This window comes from Notoacmeibacter sp. MSK16QG-6, from assembly GCF_024158145.1.
Taxonomy (GTDB): Bacteria; Pseudomonadota; Alphaproteobacteria; order Rhizobiales; family Rhizobiaceae; genus Notoacmeibacter.
Genome location: NZ_JAMYXM010000002.1, coordinates 356878 through 373064 on the forward strand (window position 1 = coordinate 356878; position 16187 = coordinate 373064).

At 58.8% G+C, this 16187-nt stretch carries 17 protein-coding genes; 4 read left to right on the forward strand and 13 right to left on the reverse strand.

Going from position 1 to position 16187, the window contains the following annotated elements; all coding sequences use genetic code 11:
• Positions 1 to 2 precede the first annotated feature (2 nt).
• The 8 genes from NIM86_RS09425 to NIM86_RS09460 all read right to left on the reverse strand — a co-directional run bounded on the left by NIM86_RS09425 (position 3) and on the right by NIM86_RS09460 (position 7800).
• Positions 3 to 779, reverse strand: coding sequence for a hypothetical protein (locus NIM86_RS09425; RefSeq protein WP_253381404.1), 777 nt, complete (start codon positions 777 to 779; stop codon positions 3 to 5).
• A complete protein-coding gene (locus NIM86_RS09430; protein WP_253381406.1) occupies positions 776 to 1885 on the reverse strand; it encodes an endonuclease/exonuclease/phosphatase family protein in 1110 nt (369 codons plus the stop codon). Before NIM86_RS09430 ends, NIM86_RS09425 begins: the two co-directional genes overlap by 4 nt.
• Positions 1886 to 1953: 68 nt before the next feature.
• On the reverse strand, positions 1954 to 3165 hold the full coding sequence (locus tag NIM86_RS09435; RefSeq protein ID WP_253381407.1) for a PLP-dependent aminotransferase family protein: 1212 nt from the start codon (positions 3163 to 3165) through the stop codon (positions 1954 to 1956).
• Between the two features lie 147 nt (positions 3166 to 3312).
• The gene (ilvC, locus tag NIM86_RS09440) at positions 3313 to 4332 is read right to left on the reverse strand and encodes a ketol-acid reductoisomerase (RefSeq protein ID WP_253381409.1); all 1020 of its coding nucleotides are present in this window, start codon (positions 4330 to 4332) and stop codon (positions 3313 to 3315) included.
• 30 nt (positions 4333 to 4362) lie between these two features.
• Entirely contained in the window at positions 4363 to 5052 is a 690-nt protein-coding gene (locus NIM86_RS09445; protein WP_371872870.1) for a TetR/AcrR family transcriptional regulator C-terminal domain-containing protein, read from the reverse strand.
• 90 nt (positions 5053 to 5142) lie between these two features.
• Positions 5143 to 5721 (reverse strand): hypothetical protein, encoded by a 579-nt coding sequence (locus NIM86_RS09450; RefSeq protein ID WP_253381411.1) that lies wholly within the window; start codon positions 5719 to 5721, stop codon positions 5143 to 5145.
• Between the two features lie 354 nt (positions 5722 to 6075).
• Positions 6076 to 6840, reverse strand: a complete 765-nt coding sequence (locus NIM86_RS09455) for a pyridoxine 5'-phosphate synthase (protein ID WP_253381413.1) — start codon at positions 6838 to 6840, stop codon at positions 6076 to 6078.
• A 102-nt stretch (positions 6841 to 6942) separates the two neighbouring features.
• Positions 6943 to 7800, reverse strand: coding sequence for a DMT family transporter (locus tag NIM86_RS09460; RefSeq protein ID WP_253381415.1), 858 nt, complete (start codon positions 7798 to 7800; stop codon positions 6943 to 6945).
• Positions 7801 to 8043: 243 nt separating this feature from the next.
• Here NIM86_RS09460 and NIM86_RS09465 point away from each other — a divergent pair, with 243 nt between their 5' ends.
• Both NIM86_RS09465 and NIM86_RS09470 read left to right on the forward strand, forming a co-directional pair.
• Positions 8044 to 8865 (forward strand): STAS/SEC14 domain-containing protein, encoded by an 822-nt coding sequence (locus tag NIM86_RS09465; protein ID WP_253381417.1) that lies wholly within the window; start codon positions 8044 to 8046, stop codon positions 8863 to 8865.
• Positions 8866 to 8926: 61 nt separating this feature from the next.
• Complete coding sequence (locus tag NIM86_RS09470) at positions 8927 to 9391, forward strand: hypothetical protein (protein ID WP_253381419.1); 465 nt, start codon at positions 8927 to 8929, stop codon at positions 9389 to 9391.
• An 18-nt stretch (positions 9392 to 9409) separates the two neighbouring features.
• Here the strand turns inward: NIM86_RS09470 and NIM86_RS09475 are convergent, their stop codons facing one another.
• Both NIM86_RS09475 and NIM86_RS09480 read right to left on the reverse strand, forming a co-directional pair.
• Entirely contained in the window at positions 9410 to 10537 is a 1128-nt protein-coding gene (locus NIM86_RS09475) for an ATP-dependent RecD-like DNA helicase (RefSeq protein ID WP_253381421.1), read from the reverse strand.
• Positions 10538 to 10578: 41 nt separating this feature from the next.
• Positions 10579 to 11016, reverse strand: a complete 438-nt coding sequence (locus NIM86_RS09480) for an Rrf2 family transcriptional regulator (RefSeq protein WP_253381423.1) — start codon at positions 11014 to 11016, stop codon at positions 10579 to 10581.
• Positions 11017 to 11120: 104 nt separating this feature from the next.
• Here NIM86_RS09480 and NIM86_RS09485 point away from each other — a divergent pair, with 104 nt between their 5' ends.
• Together NIM86_RS09485 and NIM86_RS09490 are read left to right on the forward strand one after the other, a co-directional pair.
• On the forward strand, positions 11121 to 11285 hold the full coding sequence (locus NIM86_RS09485) for a hypothetical protein (protein WP_253381425.1): 165 nt from the start codon (positions 11121 to 11123) through the stop codon (positions 11283 to 11285).
• 9 nt (positions 11286 to 11294) lie between these two features.
• On the forward strand, positions 11295 to 11774 hold the full coding sequence (locus NIM86_RS09490; protein WP_253381427.1) for a group III truncated hemoglobin: 480 nt from the start codon (positions 11295 to 11297) through the stop codon (positions 11772 to 11774).
• 10 nt (positions 11775 to 11784) lie between these two features.
• On the opposite strand, the gene NIM86_RS09495 is transcribed toward NIM86_RS09490, so the two are convergent.
• The 3 genes from NIM86_RS09495 to NIM86_RS09505 form a co-directional block, all read right to left on the reverse strand.
• Positions 11785 to 13533, reverse strand: a complete 1749-nt coding sequence (locus tag NIM86_RS09495) for a hypothetical protein (protein WP_253381429.1) — start codon at positions 13531 to 13533, stop codon at positions 11785 to 11787.
• Between the two features lie 124 nt (positions 13534 to 13657).
• A complete protein-coding gene (ilvN, locus tag NIM86_RS09500) occupies positions 13658 to 14236 on the reverse strand; it encodes an acetolactate synthase small subunit (RefSeq protein ID WP_253381431.1) in 579 nt (192 codons plus the stop codon).
• 14 nt (positions 14237 to 14250) lie between these two features.
• Entirely contained in the window at positions 14251 to 16002 is a 1752-nt protein-coding gene (locus NIM86_RS09505) for an acetolactate synthase 3 large subunit (protein ID WP_253382006.1), read from the reverse strand.
• Between the last annotated feature and the right edge of the window lie 185 nt (positions 16003 to 16187).

Sequence of the window (16187 nt, forward strand, 5' to 3'; positions counted from 1 at the left end):
ATTCACTCTCCATCGTTCTCATCGGAAAGCCACGCCGCCTGCTCGAAGTGAAGCCGGACAAACGGAGCCATGTGTGCTGGCGCGGTGGCCGGCAGATCGTTCAGGCTGCGCAGAATGACAGGCGATGCAAGTTCCGGCTGTGTCTCGGTCGCAATAAAATCCGTTACGGTCTCTTCCGCTTCAATGCTGTTCAGAGGCATGGCATAGCGTTGAAACACGCAGCTTGCACCATCCTTACCGCTCCACAGCCATAGCGTCGGCTCACGCTTGCCGCGCCGCAGATCGAGGCCAGTCTCCTCCGCTACCTCACGCAGCATATTGCCGTGCAGATCGATGGCTTTGTCGCGGACGTCGTTTCCATCGAACGAACCGGCCGCGAAATATACTTGTCCGGCATTGACTGTCTCTTCGCCCATCCGCACAGCGAGCAAGGAACCGTCCGATAACACCGGCACGGCGTGCGCGAAGAGATGTTCGAGACCCGGAAATCGGTGCGAGCGCCAGTGCAGAAACGTCGCAAAGCGCCCCATATGAAACGAACCTTTGAGGAAACGCTCCGCCGACAGGCTCAAACTTCGCATCAGGCAGAATTGGCCGTCGAAGAGTGATGGCGATCCGGCTTTGCGTTGCGCCCACTCCTCTTCGATTGCGGCAAGGTGGCGCTTCTCATAAGGATGTTGCCCTTCGAGCTGGATCAGCTCCACCCCCTCGATCGGGATTACGGTTTCGCGGGGCAGGTCGAAGTGTCCAAGCTGATCGCCATCGTCCCGCTCCGTCATATGTTGAGTTCCAGCGCGATCGGACAATGGTCGGACGCCTTTGGCCGGTCCCAACCCGTGCGGGGAAAGCGCTCCACCTCCTGGCCCGGTGGAACGATTGTGCGCCACGGCTGTCCACGCCGTTCGATTTGCGGCACGGCATCGGGATTGGCCTTTGCCAACTTTGGCGAAAGGAGAATGTAGTCGAGTTGGCAGAGATGCCGTCTGCCAGGACCACGGCTGTGAAACAGCGTCCAGCGCTGCATCGGGTCGAGCTTTTGGGTCGGGTCAAAGGCGAAACCGTCTTCCAGCAGGACATCGAGGCTCGAGTCGGCCTCCCGGACATGCTCGAACCGAAATTCTTCCTCAAACTCGCCGTGAATGACGATCCGCTCGCGATAATCGTTGAGGTCGCCGCAGATCGCCCATCGCATCCGCTCGGGGCCGCCATCGAATTTATCCGTTAAAATCTGGCGGGTTGCCGCCAGTTCGGCCCGGCGCATCGGCATTGTCCATTCGCGGCCTGGAATATCCGGATCGCGTGACGGGCCCATGCTTTTGAGATGAAGGGCGACAAGTGTGAATGGTCGACCGCCGACCGCCATATCGACAACCACGCAGTCGCGCCTGAAGAGTTTCTGTCCCCCATCGACACCCATTTCGGCCAGCTCGGACGATTGAAGGCCGAAATCGGAAACGGTGCGAAAGGCGTGCGTTTGTATATCGCGGATCTCGATCCGCTGGCCCTCGCCGGTTTCGTCCCGCGCCAGCACCGCAATATCGATGCCTCGTCCGTCATTGCCGCGGCTGACATGCCGCTGCCGATAGCCTCGCCCGATCATACGGTAGAGATAATGGCGCTCGAAGGCGTCGAGCGCCTCAAGATTGTCCACTTCCTGCAGGCAAATTACATCTGCCCGCACAGCCGCCATCGCAAGTGCCGACAATTGACGGGTATCGTCCGTCGTGGCGACCGCGCGAGCCGCTTCCAGCGCCTCATATTGCCGTTGGTCGTCGATCTGATAGATCGACAAGGCCCGATCCTGCCGCAGCGCATTGCGAAAGCCCGCAAAATCGAAGCGACTCATCAGATTTTCGATGTTGAAGGTGGCGAGCCGCAATCCCATGGCGTCAGTGTGAAGCCCGTCGCGATCCTTGTAAACTCGGAACCATCGCGCCAGCCCGATTAGCCGCTTCAGGTAGCGCTTGAAATCAGCCTGCCGAGACGCGCCATCCCTTCCTCGATCATCGCGTCATTGGCGCATGAGAAGGACAGACGAATGGTGTTGGCGCCCGAACCATCGGCAAAAAAGGCCTGCCCCGGGACGAACGCAACCTTTTCGGTCTCCAGAGACTTTTCGAGAAGAGCCGCACCGTCGAGCCCCTTCGGTAGCGTCACCCAGACGAACATTCCGCCCTCCGGCTCCGTCCAACTGACCCCTTCAGGCATGTTTTTCTTCAGCTCCGCCAGCAGCTTATCGCGGCGCGCTGAATAGACCGAGCCGATCTTCTCGACCTGCTCATCAAAAACTGTGCGTGCAATGTGATCGATGACCATCTGATTGATCGTCGAGGTGTGGAGATCGCCGGCCTGCTTGATAATGATCAGCCGATCGAGGATTTGGCGCGCGCCGCAAATCCAGCCAATCCGCAGACCCGGCGCAAGTGTCTTGGAGAAGCTGCCGCAATAAACGGTCCGGCACGCTTCAAGATCGCCGCCGCGCTTCTCCTGCTCGATGGCGAGAATGGGAGGGATGGCCTCGCCATCATAGCGCAGCGCCTGATATGCTCCGTCTTCGATGATCGGAATGTCGAGATCGTCCGCCATTTCGATCAAACGTTCGCGCATCTCCCGGCTAAAGGTCTGCCCTGTGGGATTGCCGAAATCGGCGGAGAGATAGGCGAACTTGACCGCTCCGCCTGCCTCTTCGGCCTCATTCGCAATCTCGGCCGCGCTTCGATTGCCCATCGGATCGAGCCGGTCGAAACGCGGCTCATAGGCGTTGAAGGCCTGTAACGCACCGAGATAGGTCGGCCATGTTACAAGCGCCGTATCGTTTGGTGAAAGATAGAGCTTCGCGATGAAATCCAGCGCCTGCTGGCTGCCGGAGGTGATCATCACGTTTTCCAGGTCGCACTGGACCCCGATCGTCGCCATGTACTCGACGATCCATTTACGAAGCGGAACGTAGCCGTCCGATAGTGAATATTGCAGCGAGGTGCCCTGCGATTGCCCGTCGAGCGCTTTGACATACCCCTCTTTCGCGGCTTCCGCTGGAAACAGCGATTCATCGGGGATGCCGCCCGCGAACGAAATGATGTCGGGCCTGGCCAGAAGCTTCAGAAGTTCGCGGATCTCGGACGCGCGCATACGATTTGCGCGACTGGCAAGGCGGGGCTGCAACATGATTTCACCCATCGGTCGAAATTTGGAGCCGCATGTTTCTGCCTCCCATCGCTTTAAGTCAACAGCACTGACCTATTTTTCAGGGCGCAAAAAGGGCCGCATCGTAGGATGCGGCCCATCATTACCAGCACCGATCGACGTTTTCGATCAGTTACGGTCCTTGTCGACAAGCGCCTTGCTCTTGATCCAGGGCATCATGCCGCGGAGCTGTTCTCCGACCTGCTCGATTTGATGCGCGTCGTTGACACGGCGGATGCCCTTGAAGCGGGCCGCGCCGGAGTGCCATTCCTGCATCCAGTCGGAAGTAAACTTGCCGGTCTGAATGTCTTTCAGCACCCGGCCCATTTCTGCCTTTGTTTCTTCGGTGATGATGCGCGGCCCGGTGACGTACTCACCCCACTCCGCCGTGTTGGAGATGGAATAGTTCATGTTCGCGATGCCGCCCTCATAGATCAGGTCGACGATCAGTTTCACTTCATGCAGGCACTCGAAATAGGCCATCTCCGGGGCGTAGCCGGCCTCGACCAGCGTTTCGAAGCCAGCACGGATCAGTTCGACGAGACCGCCGCAAAGCACAGCCTGCTCGCCGAAGAGGTCGGTCTCGCACTCTTCCTTGAAGGTTGTCTCGATAATGCCGGACCGTCCGCCACCGACACCGGCAGCGTAGGACAGCGCGATGTCGAGCGCATTGCCGGAGGCGTCCTGATCGACCGCGACGAGGCACGGCACGCCGCCGCCCTTCTCATATTCGCCGCGCACGGTATGGCCGGGGCCTTTCGGAGCGATCATGATGACGTCGATTGTCTTTTTCGGTTCGATAAGACCGAAATGGACGTTGAGACCATGCGCGAAGGCGATGGCCGAGCCGTCGCGAATATTGTCGGCGATCTCGTCCTTCCAGATGTCGGCCTGCAATTCGTCCGGTGTCGCCATCATGATGACATCGCCCCAGGCGGCGGCGTCGGAAACGCTCATGACTTCCAATCCGTCGGCCTCTACCTTTTTGGCCGTGGTCGAACCGGGGCGCAGCGCGATGCGCAGTTCGTTTGCGCCGCTATCCTTCAAATTCATCGCGTGGGCGCGACCCTGGCTACCATATCCGACCACCACAACCTTCTTGTTCTTGATCAGGTTTAGATCGGCATCGGCATCGTAATAAACGCGCATTGGTTTTTCCTTCCCTTTGGTTTCGATAATTCAGTTGGCCGAGAGCCGACTTGCCGCCGCTTTCCCGGTCTCTGTTATTCCGCTCTTTTCGGTTCCGAAGAGAGCAAGAAACTGCTGAGCCGCCCGCTTCGCGTCGGCGGCGATTGTCTTTTTATCCAGGGATGGCTCATCGCCGAGGAGAAGACGAATTTGCACATCCCGCCCGACAAGGCCGAGGAAAGTACGAAATGCCTCTTCCGTATGGTCGAATGACAAATGACCAGCGGCCCTGCCGGCGTCCAGCAATGGCTTGAGCCGAGCCGCTACGGCGAGCCTGCCGTTGGCAAGAACAATATCGCCCAGCCGACTGTTCCCGGACCCGGCCTGGCCGATAGCGACACGGTTGAGCGCAAGCGATGTGGGCGAAGCGATCACGGAAAGCCAATTGACCGCAAATTCTTCGAGCTTTTCACGGAGCTGCGAAGCATTGAGGCGGCCACTATCGTAATCCCCGACCCTGACCCGCGATGCCTGCCAGCGCACCGTCGCGCCGAGAAGCCCGTCACGGTCGCCGAACCACTTATATAGCGTCTCCTTGGAACAACTGGCGGCTCGCGCGACGCGAGCAACGGAGAAGCGGTCCCCCTCCTCGACCATCAGTCGAAGAACGGCATCGAGCACCTCTCGCTGGCGCGGTGAAAAAGCATCGTCATTGGAATGGACCGAGGACATTCGGCGCATGTACCGTACCGTACGGTACAGCGTCAAATAGTTTCTACCGTTTCGGCGTGTTGGCAGGCATCTGGAAAGATCGAGTGTGCGCCGCCAAGTTTACCGACCGCAACGGCTCATCTGCTGATTGTAAGAGAGCGCCATGTTAGTCGCCTTCTGCGCGGTTCGCGCGAGTCCGGCGTCGCCACGATAGTTGCCGCGCCGGTAGCCGGCATGACCGAGATAGTAGTTGAGGTAGAGATTGTAGGTATCGTTCAGGGCGACCCCGTTTTTCTCATGAGAAAGGCGATGATGCCAGCCGACGAAGTCAACGGCATCGTCGAAATCGCTACGCTTCGCGGCCCAATTGCCAGTTTCCTTGCGATACCGATCCCAGGTTCCGTCGAGAGCCTGTGCATACCCCGTCGCGCTGGATGGACGCTTGCCGGGTATGAAACCGAGAATCTTCTTTCGCGGCGGTTTGGCTTTGCCATCGAAACCGGATTCGACACGGATCGTCGCTAGCAGGACCGCACGTGGTACGCCCCAGCGGCGCTCCGCCTTGTAGGCCGATTTGGACCAATCGGTGAAAAAGCCGTCCGTCTGGTCGAACACCGCGCATATATCGTTGATACGGTTCGGGGGTGTGGCGCAGCCGGCAAGAAATAGAGCCGGAACAAGAAACAAAACGGGACGCATAACTAACCTCGTGCAGATGCACGAGTTAACGGGCTAAAATCATAAAATTTTATGCGTGTTGGTATTAACCATCGAGCCGCAGTAACAGCCGGCTGCGGACTGCAAAAATGGTTTGCCTTAAATCAGATCGTCTAACCGTGGCGCGAGGGGTGGCGGCGTCTCCACAATGACGCGCACGGCTTTCGGCAGTTTCCGGCCATCTCCGCGTTTGCGATCGTCTGCCATGGTCCGCTTTCCAGCTTCGTGTTCGCCGGCGCGTTCTTTTGGATTCTTTGCCATGAAAGGCAAACGGAAAAGGCGGCCGACTTAGTTTCAAACGTGCGGCCATTAGTCAGTTTCATGGTAAAGACTGCGTTAACGACCGTCCGTGCAGCCGCCTTTCAGTGCAGCGAGGAACCGCTCTACCGTTCCAGCCATGCCGTATTCGAGCGCATCGGCCGTCAGCCCATGGCCGATCGACACTTCCGAGAGATTTGGTATCGCAGCGACGAGCGGCGGCAGATTGGCGACTGTCAGATCATGCCCGGCGTTGACGCCGAGCCCCCTCTCCTCCGCAAGGTCCGCGGTTCGGCCCAGCTGATCGGCCTTGTCCGATTGGGCGCTATTGTCATTGAACGTTGCGCCATAGGGTCCGGTGTAAAGCTCCACCCGATCCGCACCGGTTGCCGCCGCAGCGTCCAACTGGCGTTCGTCAGCATCGGGATCACAAAAGTGACTGACGCGAAAACCGTTATCCTTCAGACGCTTGGTGACAGACTTTAGAATCTCTTTCTGAGCAATGAAATCCCAGCCATGATCGGATGTGGGTTGGGACGGATCGTCTGGAACGAGAGTGACTTGATCGGGTCGATGTGCTTCACAAAGTGAAAGAAACTCCTCGGTGGGATAGCCTTCAATATTGAATTCGCCGTGCGGAAATTCCTTATCCAGCAGCGACCGGATATTCGGCAGGTCGGAGAAGCGGATATGCCGCTGGTCCGGGCGCGGATGAACAGTCAGGCCGTGCGCCCCGGCCGCCATTGCAGTCCGTCCCAGCCCGGTCACGCTTGGCCACGGCAGATCGCGGCGGTTGCGAAGCATGGCGACAGCATTGAGATTGACGGAAAGTGCGGCGGGCATGAGTTTCCTTCGGCGTCGAATGAGGTCGCGCAATCATAGCGGCCCAAACCGTTACGACAATTGCGCCTGATGTCACCGTGGCAACTTTGCGCCGATGAGGCCCTACCCAGTGACCAGCAGCCCCATTCCGACAAGGATCACCAGCGACCAGACGAGCCGTCTTGGCAAATCCCCCTCCCCGAGTAGCCAGCCGCCGGCGACGACGGCGAGCACGACACTGATCTCCCTGCCCGGCGCGACATAGACGACCGGTGTAAATCGCAGCGCATAGAGCACCAGAATGTAAGCCAATGGGCTGAAAACAGCGATTCCGACAACCCGCCCACGGTGTTGATGCCAGAGGGAGCGGATCGTCTCGCGCCGGCGATAGGCGAGCGGCGACAGGATCAGGACGCGCAGGACGCTGGATGCGTAGTCGAGCAGAAGTGGCGGCACGAGGATGGTGGAGACGGCATATGCGTCCCATACCGTGTAGCTTGCGATCAGACATCCGACGCCCACTCCGAATGACGCGGACGTTAGAACATGATGCGTTCCGCCGCGAAAACCGCCCGTCAGACAGAGCACACCGCCGATGATGATCGCTGCGCCAATGGCCAATTGAACCGTCACGGTCTCGCCGAGAAACAGAACGGCGAAACAGGTCGACAGGAATGGTCCTGTCGAACGTGCAATCGGGTATACAACCGATAGGTCTCCCGCGCGATAGCCTGCCTGGAGCACAATGAAGTAAGCGAGATGAATCAGTGCGCTGCCTGATATGGCGAAGGCCATCGCACTATCGAGAACAGGTTGCTCGATCCACAGGACGATCACCGCGACCGGCAGATAAATTCCGGTCGCGACCAATGAAAAAAGCCACAACAGTTCGGTGCCGCCGCCGATCCGTTTGACCAGAAAATTCCACGTTGCATGACAGATGGCGGCGGAGAGAACGAGAAAAAGTCCAAGAGCAGTCAAGGCAAACCCCAAGGCTGGATTGAAGACGCGGATATCCGCGCCCCTCCATCCCCTCTGGCGTTTTCGTCCTTGGGTGTCTGCCGTCTTGGCTCATAACGGCGCTCGGTCCGGCTTGCGAATTCTTCGCAACGGAACCCTAGCCGCACATGGATAGGCGGATTGAACTTAGCAGCGCCAATACAAACATGAAAGGCCGATAGGGCGGCAAGACAGCCCTGCCCTTTTCAACTTGGAGCGTGTTTCATGGCCATAAGAATCGAGACGCTGGCGCCGGGCGTCTGCCATTTGACGATCGACGGACGCATCGAGAAAACCGATATCGGCATGGCAATGGCGGCGATCACCGCAGCCAAGAGCGAAAGCGAACGCATCAATATGCTCGTCGATGTGAGAGGCTTTGCCGGAATAGAGATGGCCGCGCTGATCGAAGACCTTCGGCAGGGCTTCAATGAGCTGCGCGATATTTCGCGCTATGACCGCGTCGCGGTAGTGACTGAGAAAAGCTGGATGGAATGGACAGCCAAGACGGAGGGCGCGCTTCTGCCCGGCGTATCCATTCGAACATTCCAGGCCGACCAGATGGATCTGGCGCGCCGTTACGTTCTGGGCGAAACCGTTGTCGAGCAGTCAGAGGCACCCGCCCTCCACCTTATTCAGACAGACCGGCCGGACGCATTGGCCTTTTCCATTTCTGGCCGTCTGACACGGACGGATATCAAGGCGTTCAGTCAGCTTCTGGAAGAGAAGCTTCGAAGCTACAAGGAAATCGATGTAATGGTACGCCTGGACAAAAAGATGCCGCGCTTCGATCCCACCGTCCTGTTCAGCGGCAATAGCTGGGCGACCAAATTCAGCGCCTGGCGTCACCTGCGCCGCTATGCCCTTGTCGGCGCACCGCAGATGCTGGGTGGCGCAACCGATTTTCTCGGCGCGATGATGCCCTTCGATGTCCGTACCTTCACCGTGGAGCGAGAGGAAGATGCGTGGAAATGGATCGGCGCGGCGCCGCTTGCCGAAAGTGGCCCCGCCGCACCAGCGCAGGACAATGCCGGGGCTCATCCCTGATCGGCAATTGACAGCAGACGCTTTTGCGTGAAGTTGAAGCCACCAAACGGAGGTCCCAATCATGTTCTCGCGACTTTTCACACTGTTGCTGGTTTTCGCGCTCGGCACATTGTTCGGCTGGCTTATTCTGCCCGGCATGATCACCGAAAAAGAGGTCGTAGAGACACAGAACGAGATCGAATCGGATCAGGAAACGCTGGAAAGCCGTTTTGACGAATTGCAGGCCACCGTCCAATCGCTCGCAGAGCGCATCGGCGAAGGCGCGCGCGAACTTGGCGGCGATGCGGCTGACGCCATCCAGAATCTGCAGGGCGATGCGCAAGAGGCCGGCGCCGATGTTCGTGAAAGATCAGAGACCGTTACCGACAATGCCCGCGACGAGCTCGATCAATTCAAGTCCGAGATGAGCGAACGATTGGACGCGTTGGAGCGGGCCATCCGCTCCGAACCGGAACCCGCCGAAACGCCAGCCGAAACCGAACCGGCCAACGAACCTGCACCGCAAGAAACCGAAACGAACCAGTAAAGCGAAAGCCGGGCGGCCTTACTTGACGATAGTCAGCGTTTCGGCCGCCCTCGTTACGGCGGTGTAGAGCCAGCGTTCGCGATTGTCGCGAAAAGCGTAGCTTTCATCGAAGAGGACAACATTGTCCCACTGGCTGCCCTGTGCCTTGTGAACCGTCAGCGCATAGCCGTAATCGAAATCGTCATAGCGCCGCTTGAGTTGCCAGGCGATCTCCGTTTCGGGCTCTTCGAACGCCGCCTTCAATAGTTTGATCTTGGCCAGGCCACGTTCGGCGTCCTCTTCCTCGGGACTGACGAGCAGATTAATGCCGGGCTTCACGGTTTCCCGGCTGGAAGAGACGACTGTCCAGAGCGAGCCGTTCAGAAGTCCCTTGGTGGGATCGTTTCTGAGGCAGACCAGCTTGTCGCCGGACTGCGGCGTCGCCCCCTCAAAACCTTTCAGCTGCCGCAAACGACCATTATAGCGGCGGCGCGTGCGGTTCGTGCCGACCAGAACCTGATCGGCTGCAAGCACCATCTCCTGATCGACATCGGCTTTCGAGATAATCTGCGCGGTGCCGTAATCGCCATGCATCAGCGCCTTGCCTTCCCGCACATCCATGGCGAGCCGGATAATCGGATTGTCCGCAGCCTGCCGGTGAATCTCCGTCAGCAGGAAATCCGGCTCCGCGTCAGTAAAAAAGCCGCCCCCGGAAATTGGCGGCAATTGCCCCGGATCGCCGAGCACCAATATTGGCGTGCCGAAACTCATGAGGTCGCGGCCCAGCTGCTCGTCGACCATCGAACACTCGTCGATGACGATCAGCTTGGCCTTCGCGACCGGGCTCTGCCGGTTGAGCGAGAAAGACGGCGAGATCGTTGTCTTGCCGGTTTCCTCATCCTCGACCGCCTCCTCGCCGCGCGGCCGGTAGATCAGCGAATGTATGGTTTTGGCGTTCTTTGCACCGCGATGACGCAGCACTTGCGCAGCCTTGCCGGTGAAAGCCGCGAATTGAACGTCGCCGTCGATCCCCTCGGCAAAATGCCGCGCCAATGTCGTCTTGCCCGTCCCGGCGTAACCGAACAGGCGGAAGACCGGCCCTTTTCCATCCTTCAGCCAGTCGGCGACGGCCTTGAGAGCGGCATCCTGCTGCGGGGAAAAATCCATGACATACGCCGTGCCAGATCAGATGATTCCCGGCAAGACGGTTAGTCGCGCCTGTCGGCGCTGTCCCCCGGTAGAGGCACCTTGGCGCCGTCGACCAGTCCGGCCAGTGTCTCGGTCGCCAGCGTCGAAAGAAACGACAAGCGGGCCTCGGCCAGCAGAGATTTCAGCCTGCACTCCGGCAGGAAACAACAGCCGGGCTTTTGAAAGCACTCGACTATGGCGAAGTCCGGCTCGACCGCGCGAACCACGTCCGAGATAACGACCTCGCCGGCCGGCTGCGCCAGGCGGACGCCACCGCCTCGGCCCCTCACGGCCTCCAGATAGCCATGACGTATCAATGTCTGCGCCGTCTTCATGAGATGATTGCCAGAGACATCGAAGCGCTCGGCCATTGCGCTGACGGAAAGATGCTTTGGCTGCACCGCGGCGAGCGCCATCAGAATGCGCAGGGCATAGTCGGTCTGGACAGTCAGTCGCATAGGCCTGCTTTATTTAACGAAAGCGTAAAGTGGTATTTTGGATATTGATTTTTTGCCGGTGATGATACAGGTATTTGATATACCACTTTTCAGGATCGCCAGCCATGCGTCACATCGTTAATCTGTTTCTTCTGCCCGGAGATTTTGTCAGGCGGCGGCTCGGTATCTCTGTTGAAGAAGACGGTGGCATCATCCGATCCTTCATCAATATGTGCGTCTGGGGCGTTCTGCTGACTGTTCTCGTGCTCAATCTTCAAGGCTGGCTATAGGAGCGACGAGTGAGGAGAACTATCGAAGGTCCGGATGATCTCACGGTTCGGTCCGCGAGCCGCTCGCCGGTGCCCGCCGCGCCTGGCATTCAGGCCGCTGACATTTCGCTGATGGTGGACCGGTTCTACGATGCCATTCGACGCGACGAGCGGCTCGGCCCGCTCTTCGATGGCGTCATCGAGGATCGCTGGCCGGCGCACCTAAACCGTATGAAGGCTTTTTGGCGGTCGGTATTGCTGCGGACAGGCGAATATCATGGCCGCCCCGTGCCAGCGCATAATGGCATTGCCGATCTGAGGTCCAGCGATTTCGAGCGATGGATTGCGCTGTTCGACGCGACGACAAACGAGATTTTCGAACCGCAGGCCGCTATTGTTATCCAATCGGCCGCCCGGCGCGTCGGGTCGAGCCTCTGGCTTGCCCGCTTTGGCTCACCCTTCAATTCGCCGCCCGAAGCGCTCCAGGGCGGCGGCGCGTATCGTGGCTGATCGCTTCGCTTTATGCGGTTTCGTCTGCTGCGTCGCGCGCCTGCAATTGCGGCATCTCGGCGTATGCCGAAACCTTTCGACGCAGCGTCTCGGTTTCCAAAACCTCGACGCCGTCCTGTGATTTCAGCCAGCCGCCGACCGCATGAGGGAGGCTGAATTCTTCGTCGGCTTCGGCCAGCGCCTCGTCCAGTTGCTGAAGCACCTCGACATCGGAGCCTGCTGCCGGATCGGCGGAAAGCGCCTCGGCAAGATCACTGTCCTGGGCGAGCAGAGCCTGCAACGCTTCGACCAAACGCAAATGACTTTCGGCCTCGATAGCCTCAAGACCGCGAACCAACGCCTCCCAGATTTCCGGGCGGTCCATGGCCAGATGCGCGAAGCGGGCGAGTCCTCCCTCAGCAGCATTGCGCCAGAAGAAGTCGACGCTCCACCCCATGAAAGCCGGCTGGGACAATTCCTCTGATGTCACATAGGCGTCGAACAGCAGAAAGTCGCAGATCTGAGCGTTCAATTCATGCGCCGCAGTGTCATCCTCCTGCTCCATCACTTCGTCACTCAACATGAGCGGAATGGAGAGCGTCTCTGAAGCGTTTTGTGTCCCTTCGTCTACTGCATCGGTCGATTGAATTTCGCCGGGCTCAACAGTCTGCAAAGGCTCAAGAGTGGTCGCCTCTTCCTGTGTGATCGGCTCTCCGTGATCTTCTGACTTTTGACGCGGAGCCTCATCGTCCTGTTCGCCTTGATTTTCGAAGCCGCCAGTCACCATCTCTTCCAAGCGACGGAGGCGCTCCTGATGCTCGTCCGGCGTCATGGTAGCGATCTGGTCGCCAAGACTTACCTTTTCGCTATAAGCGTGGTGCGGTTCCGCTTCACTTTTCTGATCGGCGTCCCTAGCCTCATCTGTAGCGAAATCATCATCGGCTTCCTCGCCGAGCATCTCGTCCGCTTCCTCGACAATATCTTCAACGTCCGGGACCATCGAAGGCGCCTTCACCTCATCGGTCGTCGCACCGGCGTCCTCTGACGCCACAGGCTCATCCACTCCATGGCCGGCCGGAGAATCCGCCTGGACTTCGATCTGTTCGTTTTCAGCCATCTGCGCGAAATGGGCGGTGTCAGCCGGCTCATTCTCGGACTGAAGGATAGAAGCGTCATACTCAGTCACAGCCGCTTCAGGGCTTTCGACGTCCGTTGAAGCAGAAACTGCCTCATCACCCGATGATTTGACCAGCACTTCATCTTCTACGACGGCGGCTTCATCGGCCATGGCCGAGCCGGCATCTTCCGGTTCGTCCAGTCGCTTGGTTACCGGCGTCTGCTCTGGACGCGCCTGTCCATTCAGGAATGCCTGAATATCCGCATTCGAGCGACGCAACGTTTCCAGATGGCCTTGAATATCGCGTCCTATATCGCGAAATGTCGGCCCCTTGGCGGAAGCTGAACCGGGTCGGATCGGGTTAGTGCCGCGCGAAGCAGAAATCGCCTGCGAAACGGCGTGAACCGCGCCTTCCGCTTCCTCCACCCGGGCGACATCGTCGCTATCTGTCGAGACTTCGTGCTTCGGGTCACCGAGAGCCTCGCTCGCGGCAGACGCAACAAGGCGCTTCAACGCGCTCCGGTTATCGCTTGGCTGATCGGATTTGCCCGCGCTGTCATCCTTGAAGAATCCTTTGAGGCGCGCACCAACCTCGTCTCGGGACACCTGCGTATTGGCAGACTCGTCTGTCTTCTTCTTTTTTCTCAGCAGACCATTCAGCATGACAAACCCTGACGCGGACAATGAACTGTCGCGGAGTCTGGGGGCGTATGGTCAACATCCTGCTAATAGACCGGAGACCGCCACGTGAAGAAATGCTTATGGTAAATGGCCGGTTAAACCCGGCTCATTCGAGCATTCCCTCCGCGCCGCGAGACAGCGCGACCACACCGGTCCGGCAAACCTCGATCAGGCCAAGCGGCGCCATGATCGCGATGAACTGCTCGATCTTCGAAACACGCCCGGTGATCTCGAATATGAAATGCTCCGTATTGGCGTCGATCACCGTGCCGCGGAAAGCTTCGCAAAGCCGTAGCGCTTCGACCCGCTTTTCGCCCGTCCCGGCAACCTTTACCAAAGCCAGCTCGCGTTCGATCGGCTTATCATGCCCTTTAGAAAGGGCCGTCAGGTTAAGATCGACCACGCGATGAACGGGGACGATCCGCTCAAGCTGGTGGCGGATCTGTTCCAGGACGTGAGGCGGCCCGCTCGTCACGATTGTTATGCGCGACAAGTGCTTCTCATGCTCGGTCTCAGAAACCGTAAGGCTCTCGATATTGTAGCCTCGGCCGGAGAACAGGCCGATCACCCGCGCAAGGACGCCCGGTTCGTTATCGACCAAGACGGAGAGTGTCCGCCGTTCTGCACTCTCGGTTTCCTTGGTAATGAAATAGGCCGAGGCGGGCGGCTGCAATTTGACGTTCATTGGTATTCTCCGTCTCAGACCAGTTGCGCGCCTTCGCGATCGATCGCTTTCGAAACCGCATCATCGCTTGCTTCATCGGGCAGAAGCATTTCGTTGTGGGCTTTACCGGACGGGATCATCGGGAAGCAATTGGCCAGATTCGCCACCTCGCAATCGAAGATGACCGGTCCGGGCGTCTCGATCATCTGCGTGATCGCATCGTCCAGATCGTCGGGCTTGGCGCAGTGAATACCAGTCGCGCCGAAGGCTTCGGCCATCTTCACGAAATCAGGCAGCGCTTCGGAATACGAGTGCGACAGGCGGTTGCCATGCAGCAATTGCTGCCACTGGCGGACCATGCCCATATAGTGATTGTTCAGGATGAAGATTTTCACCGGCAGATCGTATTGAATAGCGGTCGAAATTTCCTGCATTGTCATCTGCACCGACGCATCGCCGGCAATATCGACGACCAGCGCATCGGGGTGCGCGGCTGCTACGCCGACAGCGGCTGGAAGACCGTACCCCATCGTTCCGAGGCCGCCAGACGTCATCCAGCGGTTCGGTTCCTCGAAACCGTAGAACTGGGCGGCCCACATCTGGTGTTGCCCGACTTCCGTGGTGATGAAGGTCTTTCGGTCCTTGGTAAGTTCGTAAAGCCGCTGAATGGCGTATTGCGGCATGATGACATCGTCATTGGGCGTGTAGGCCAGGCAATTGCGCGCTTTCCAGCTGTCGATCTGCTCCAGCCATGGCTTCAGCCGGCTCTTGTCGGCGGAACCGGCGCGCCACAGCCGCACCATGTCCTCCAGCACATGACCGCAATCTCCGATAATCGGCACATCCACATGAACGATCTTGTTGATCGAAGACGGGTCGATATCAACGTGAATCTTCCGGCTGTGAGGAGAGAACGCATCGAGCCGACCGGTGATGCGGTCATCGAAACGAGCACCCACACACAGCATCACGTCGCAATCGTGCATAGCCATATTGGCTTCATAAGTGCCGTGCATCCCAAGCATGCCGAGCCACCGCTCGCCGGATGCCGGATAAGCCCCTAATCCCATCAGGGTCGAGGTGATCGGAAAATCGGTGATCTGCACGAATTCGCGCAGCAGATGCGATGCCTCCAAACCGGAGTTGATGACCCCGCCGCCAGAATAGATGACCGGTTTCTTTGCATTGCGCAGCAGCTCAATCGCTTCGCGAACCGTATCGGCCCGGCTGCGGGTGGCTGGCTGATAGCTCGTCCGCCGTCTTGCCGCGCTCGGCGGGATATAGGTGCCCGTCGCGAACTGAATGTCTTTCGGGATGTCGACGAGAACCGGCCCCGGACGCCCCGTGGTCGCGATACGGAAAGCCTCATGCATGACTTCCGACAATTCGTCGACATGGCGCACCAGCCAATTGTGCTTTGTGCAGGGCCGCGTGACACCCACCGTATCGCATTCCTGAAAAGCGTCGGAACCGATCACGGAAGTCGGAACCTGGCCAGCAATACAGACAAGCGGAATGGAGTCCATGAGCGCGTCTTGCAGTGGCGTCACTGCATTGGTGGCGCCGGGCCCGGAGGTAACCAGCATGACGCCGCAGCGACCCGTCGACCGAGCGTAGCCTTCAGCCATATGGCCTGCGCCCTGCTCATGTCGAACCAGAATGTGGCGAACCGTCTCCTGCTGGAAAATCTCGTCGTAAATCGGCAGAACCGCTCCGCCCGGATAACCGAAAATATCCGTGACGCCATTATCGATCAGCGCCTGCACCACCATTTCCGCGCCCGTCATCTGCCGCGCACCAGCTTCGCGTCTTCCGTTCTTCTCGGCCATCGTCCTGTCGTCCTGTCTACCCGCCCGATCTGGCGGTTTGTCTCAATTCGTGTCGTCAAGGCAATAAAAAAGGCCCTTCCGGGCCTGGTTTTCCGCGCATGGGTGGCAATTGCCGGGCGGCTACGCCACCCTGCCCATGCGCG

What these genes read in the sequence shown, in the direction of transcription:
- ilvN (WP_253381431.1), bottom strand. Translation starts at nt 14,236, where the DNA reads ATGAACGTCAAATTGCAGCCGCCCGCCTCGGCCTATTTCATTACCAAG.
- NIM86_RS09455 (WP_253381413.1), bottom strand. Translation starts at nt 6,840, where the DNA reads ATGCCCGCCGCACTTTCCGTCAATCTCAATGCTGTCGCCATGCTTCGC.
- ilvC (WP_253381409.1), bottom strand. Translation starts at nt 4,332, where the DNA reads ATGCGCGTTTATTACGATGCCGATGCCGATCTAAACCTGATCAAGAAC.
- NIM86_RS09435 (WP_253381407.1), bottom strand. Translation starts at nt 3,165, where the DNA reads ATGTTGCAGCCCCGCCTTGCCAGTCGCGCAAATCGTATGCGCGCGTCC.
- NIM86_RS09425 (WP_253381404.1), bottom strand. Translation starts at nt 779, where the DNA reads ATGACGGAGCGGGACGATGGCGATCAGCTTGGACACTTCGACCTGCCC.
- NIM86_RS09480 (WP_253381423.1), bottom strand. Translation starts at nt 11,016, where the DNA reads ATGCGACTGACTGTCCAGACCGACTATGCCCTGCGCATTCTGATGGCG.
- NIM86_RS09505 (WP_253382006.1), bottom strand. Translation starts at nt 16,002, where the DNA reads ATGACGGGCGCGGAAATGGTGGTGCAGGCGCTGATCGATAATGGCGTC.
- NIM86_RS09450 (WP_253381411.1), bottom strand. Translation starts at nt 5,721, where the DNA reads ATGCGTCCCGTTTTGTTTCTTGTTCCGGCTCTATTTCTTGCCGGCTGC.
- NIM86_RS09445 (WP_371872870.1), bottom strand. Translation starts at nt 5,052, where the DNA reads ATGCGCCGAATGTCCTCGGTCCATTCCAATGACGATGCTTTTTCACCG.
- NIM86_RS09465 (WP_253381417.1), top strand. Translation starts at nt 8,044, where the DNA reads ATGGCCATAAGAATCGAGACGCTGGCGCCGGGCGTCTGCCATTTGACG.
- NIM86_RS09495 (WP_253381429.1), bottom strand. Translation starts at nt 13,533, where the DNA reads ATGCTGAATGGTCTGCTGAGAAAAAAGAAGAAGACAGACGAGTCTGCC.
- NIM86_RS09430 (WP_253381406.1), bottom strand. Translation starts at nt 1,885, where the DNA reads ATGGGATTGCGGCTCGCCACCTTCAACATCGAAAATCTGATGAGTCGC.
- NIM86_RS09475 (WP_253381421.1), bottom strand. Translation starts at nt 10,537, where the DNA reads ATGGATTTTTCCCCGCAGCAGGATGCCGCTCTCAAGGCCGTCGCCGAC.
- NIM86_RS09485 (WP_253381425.1), top strand. Translation starts at nt 11,121, where the DNA reads ATGCGTCACATCGTTAATCTGTTTCTTCTGCCCGGAGATTTTGTCAGG.
- NIM86_RS09470 (WP_253381419.1), top strand. Translation starts at nt 8,927, where the DNA reads ATGTTCTCGCGACTTTTCACACTGTTGCTGGTTTTCGCGCTCGGCACA.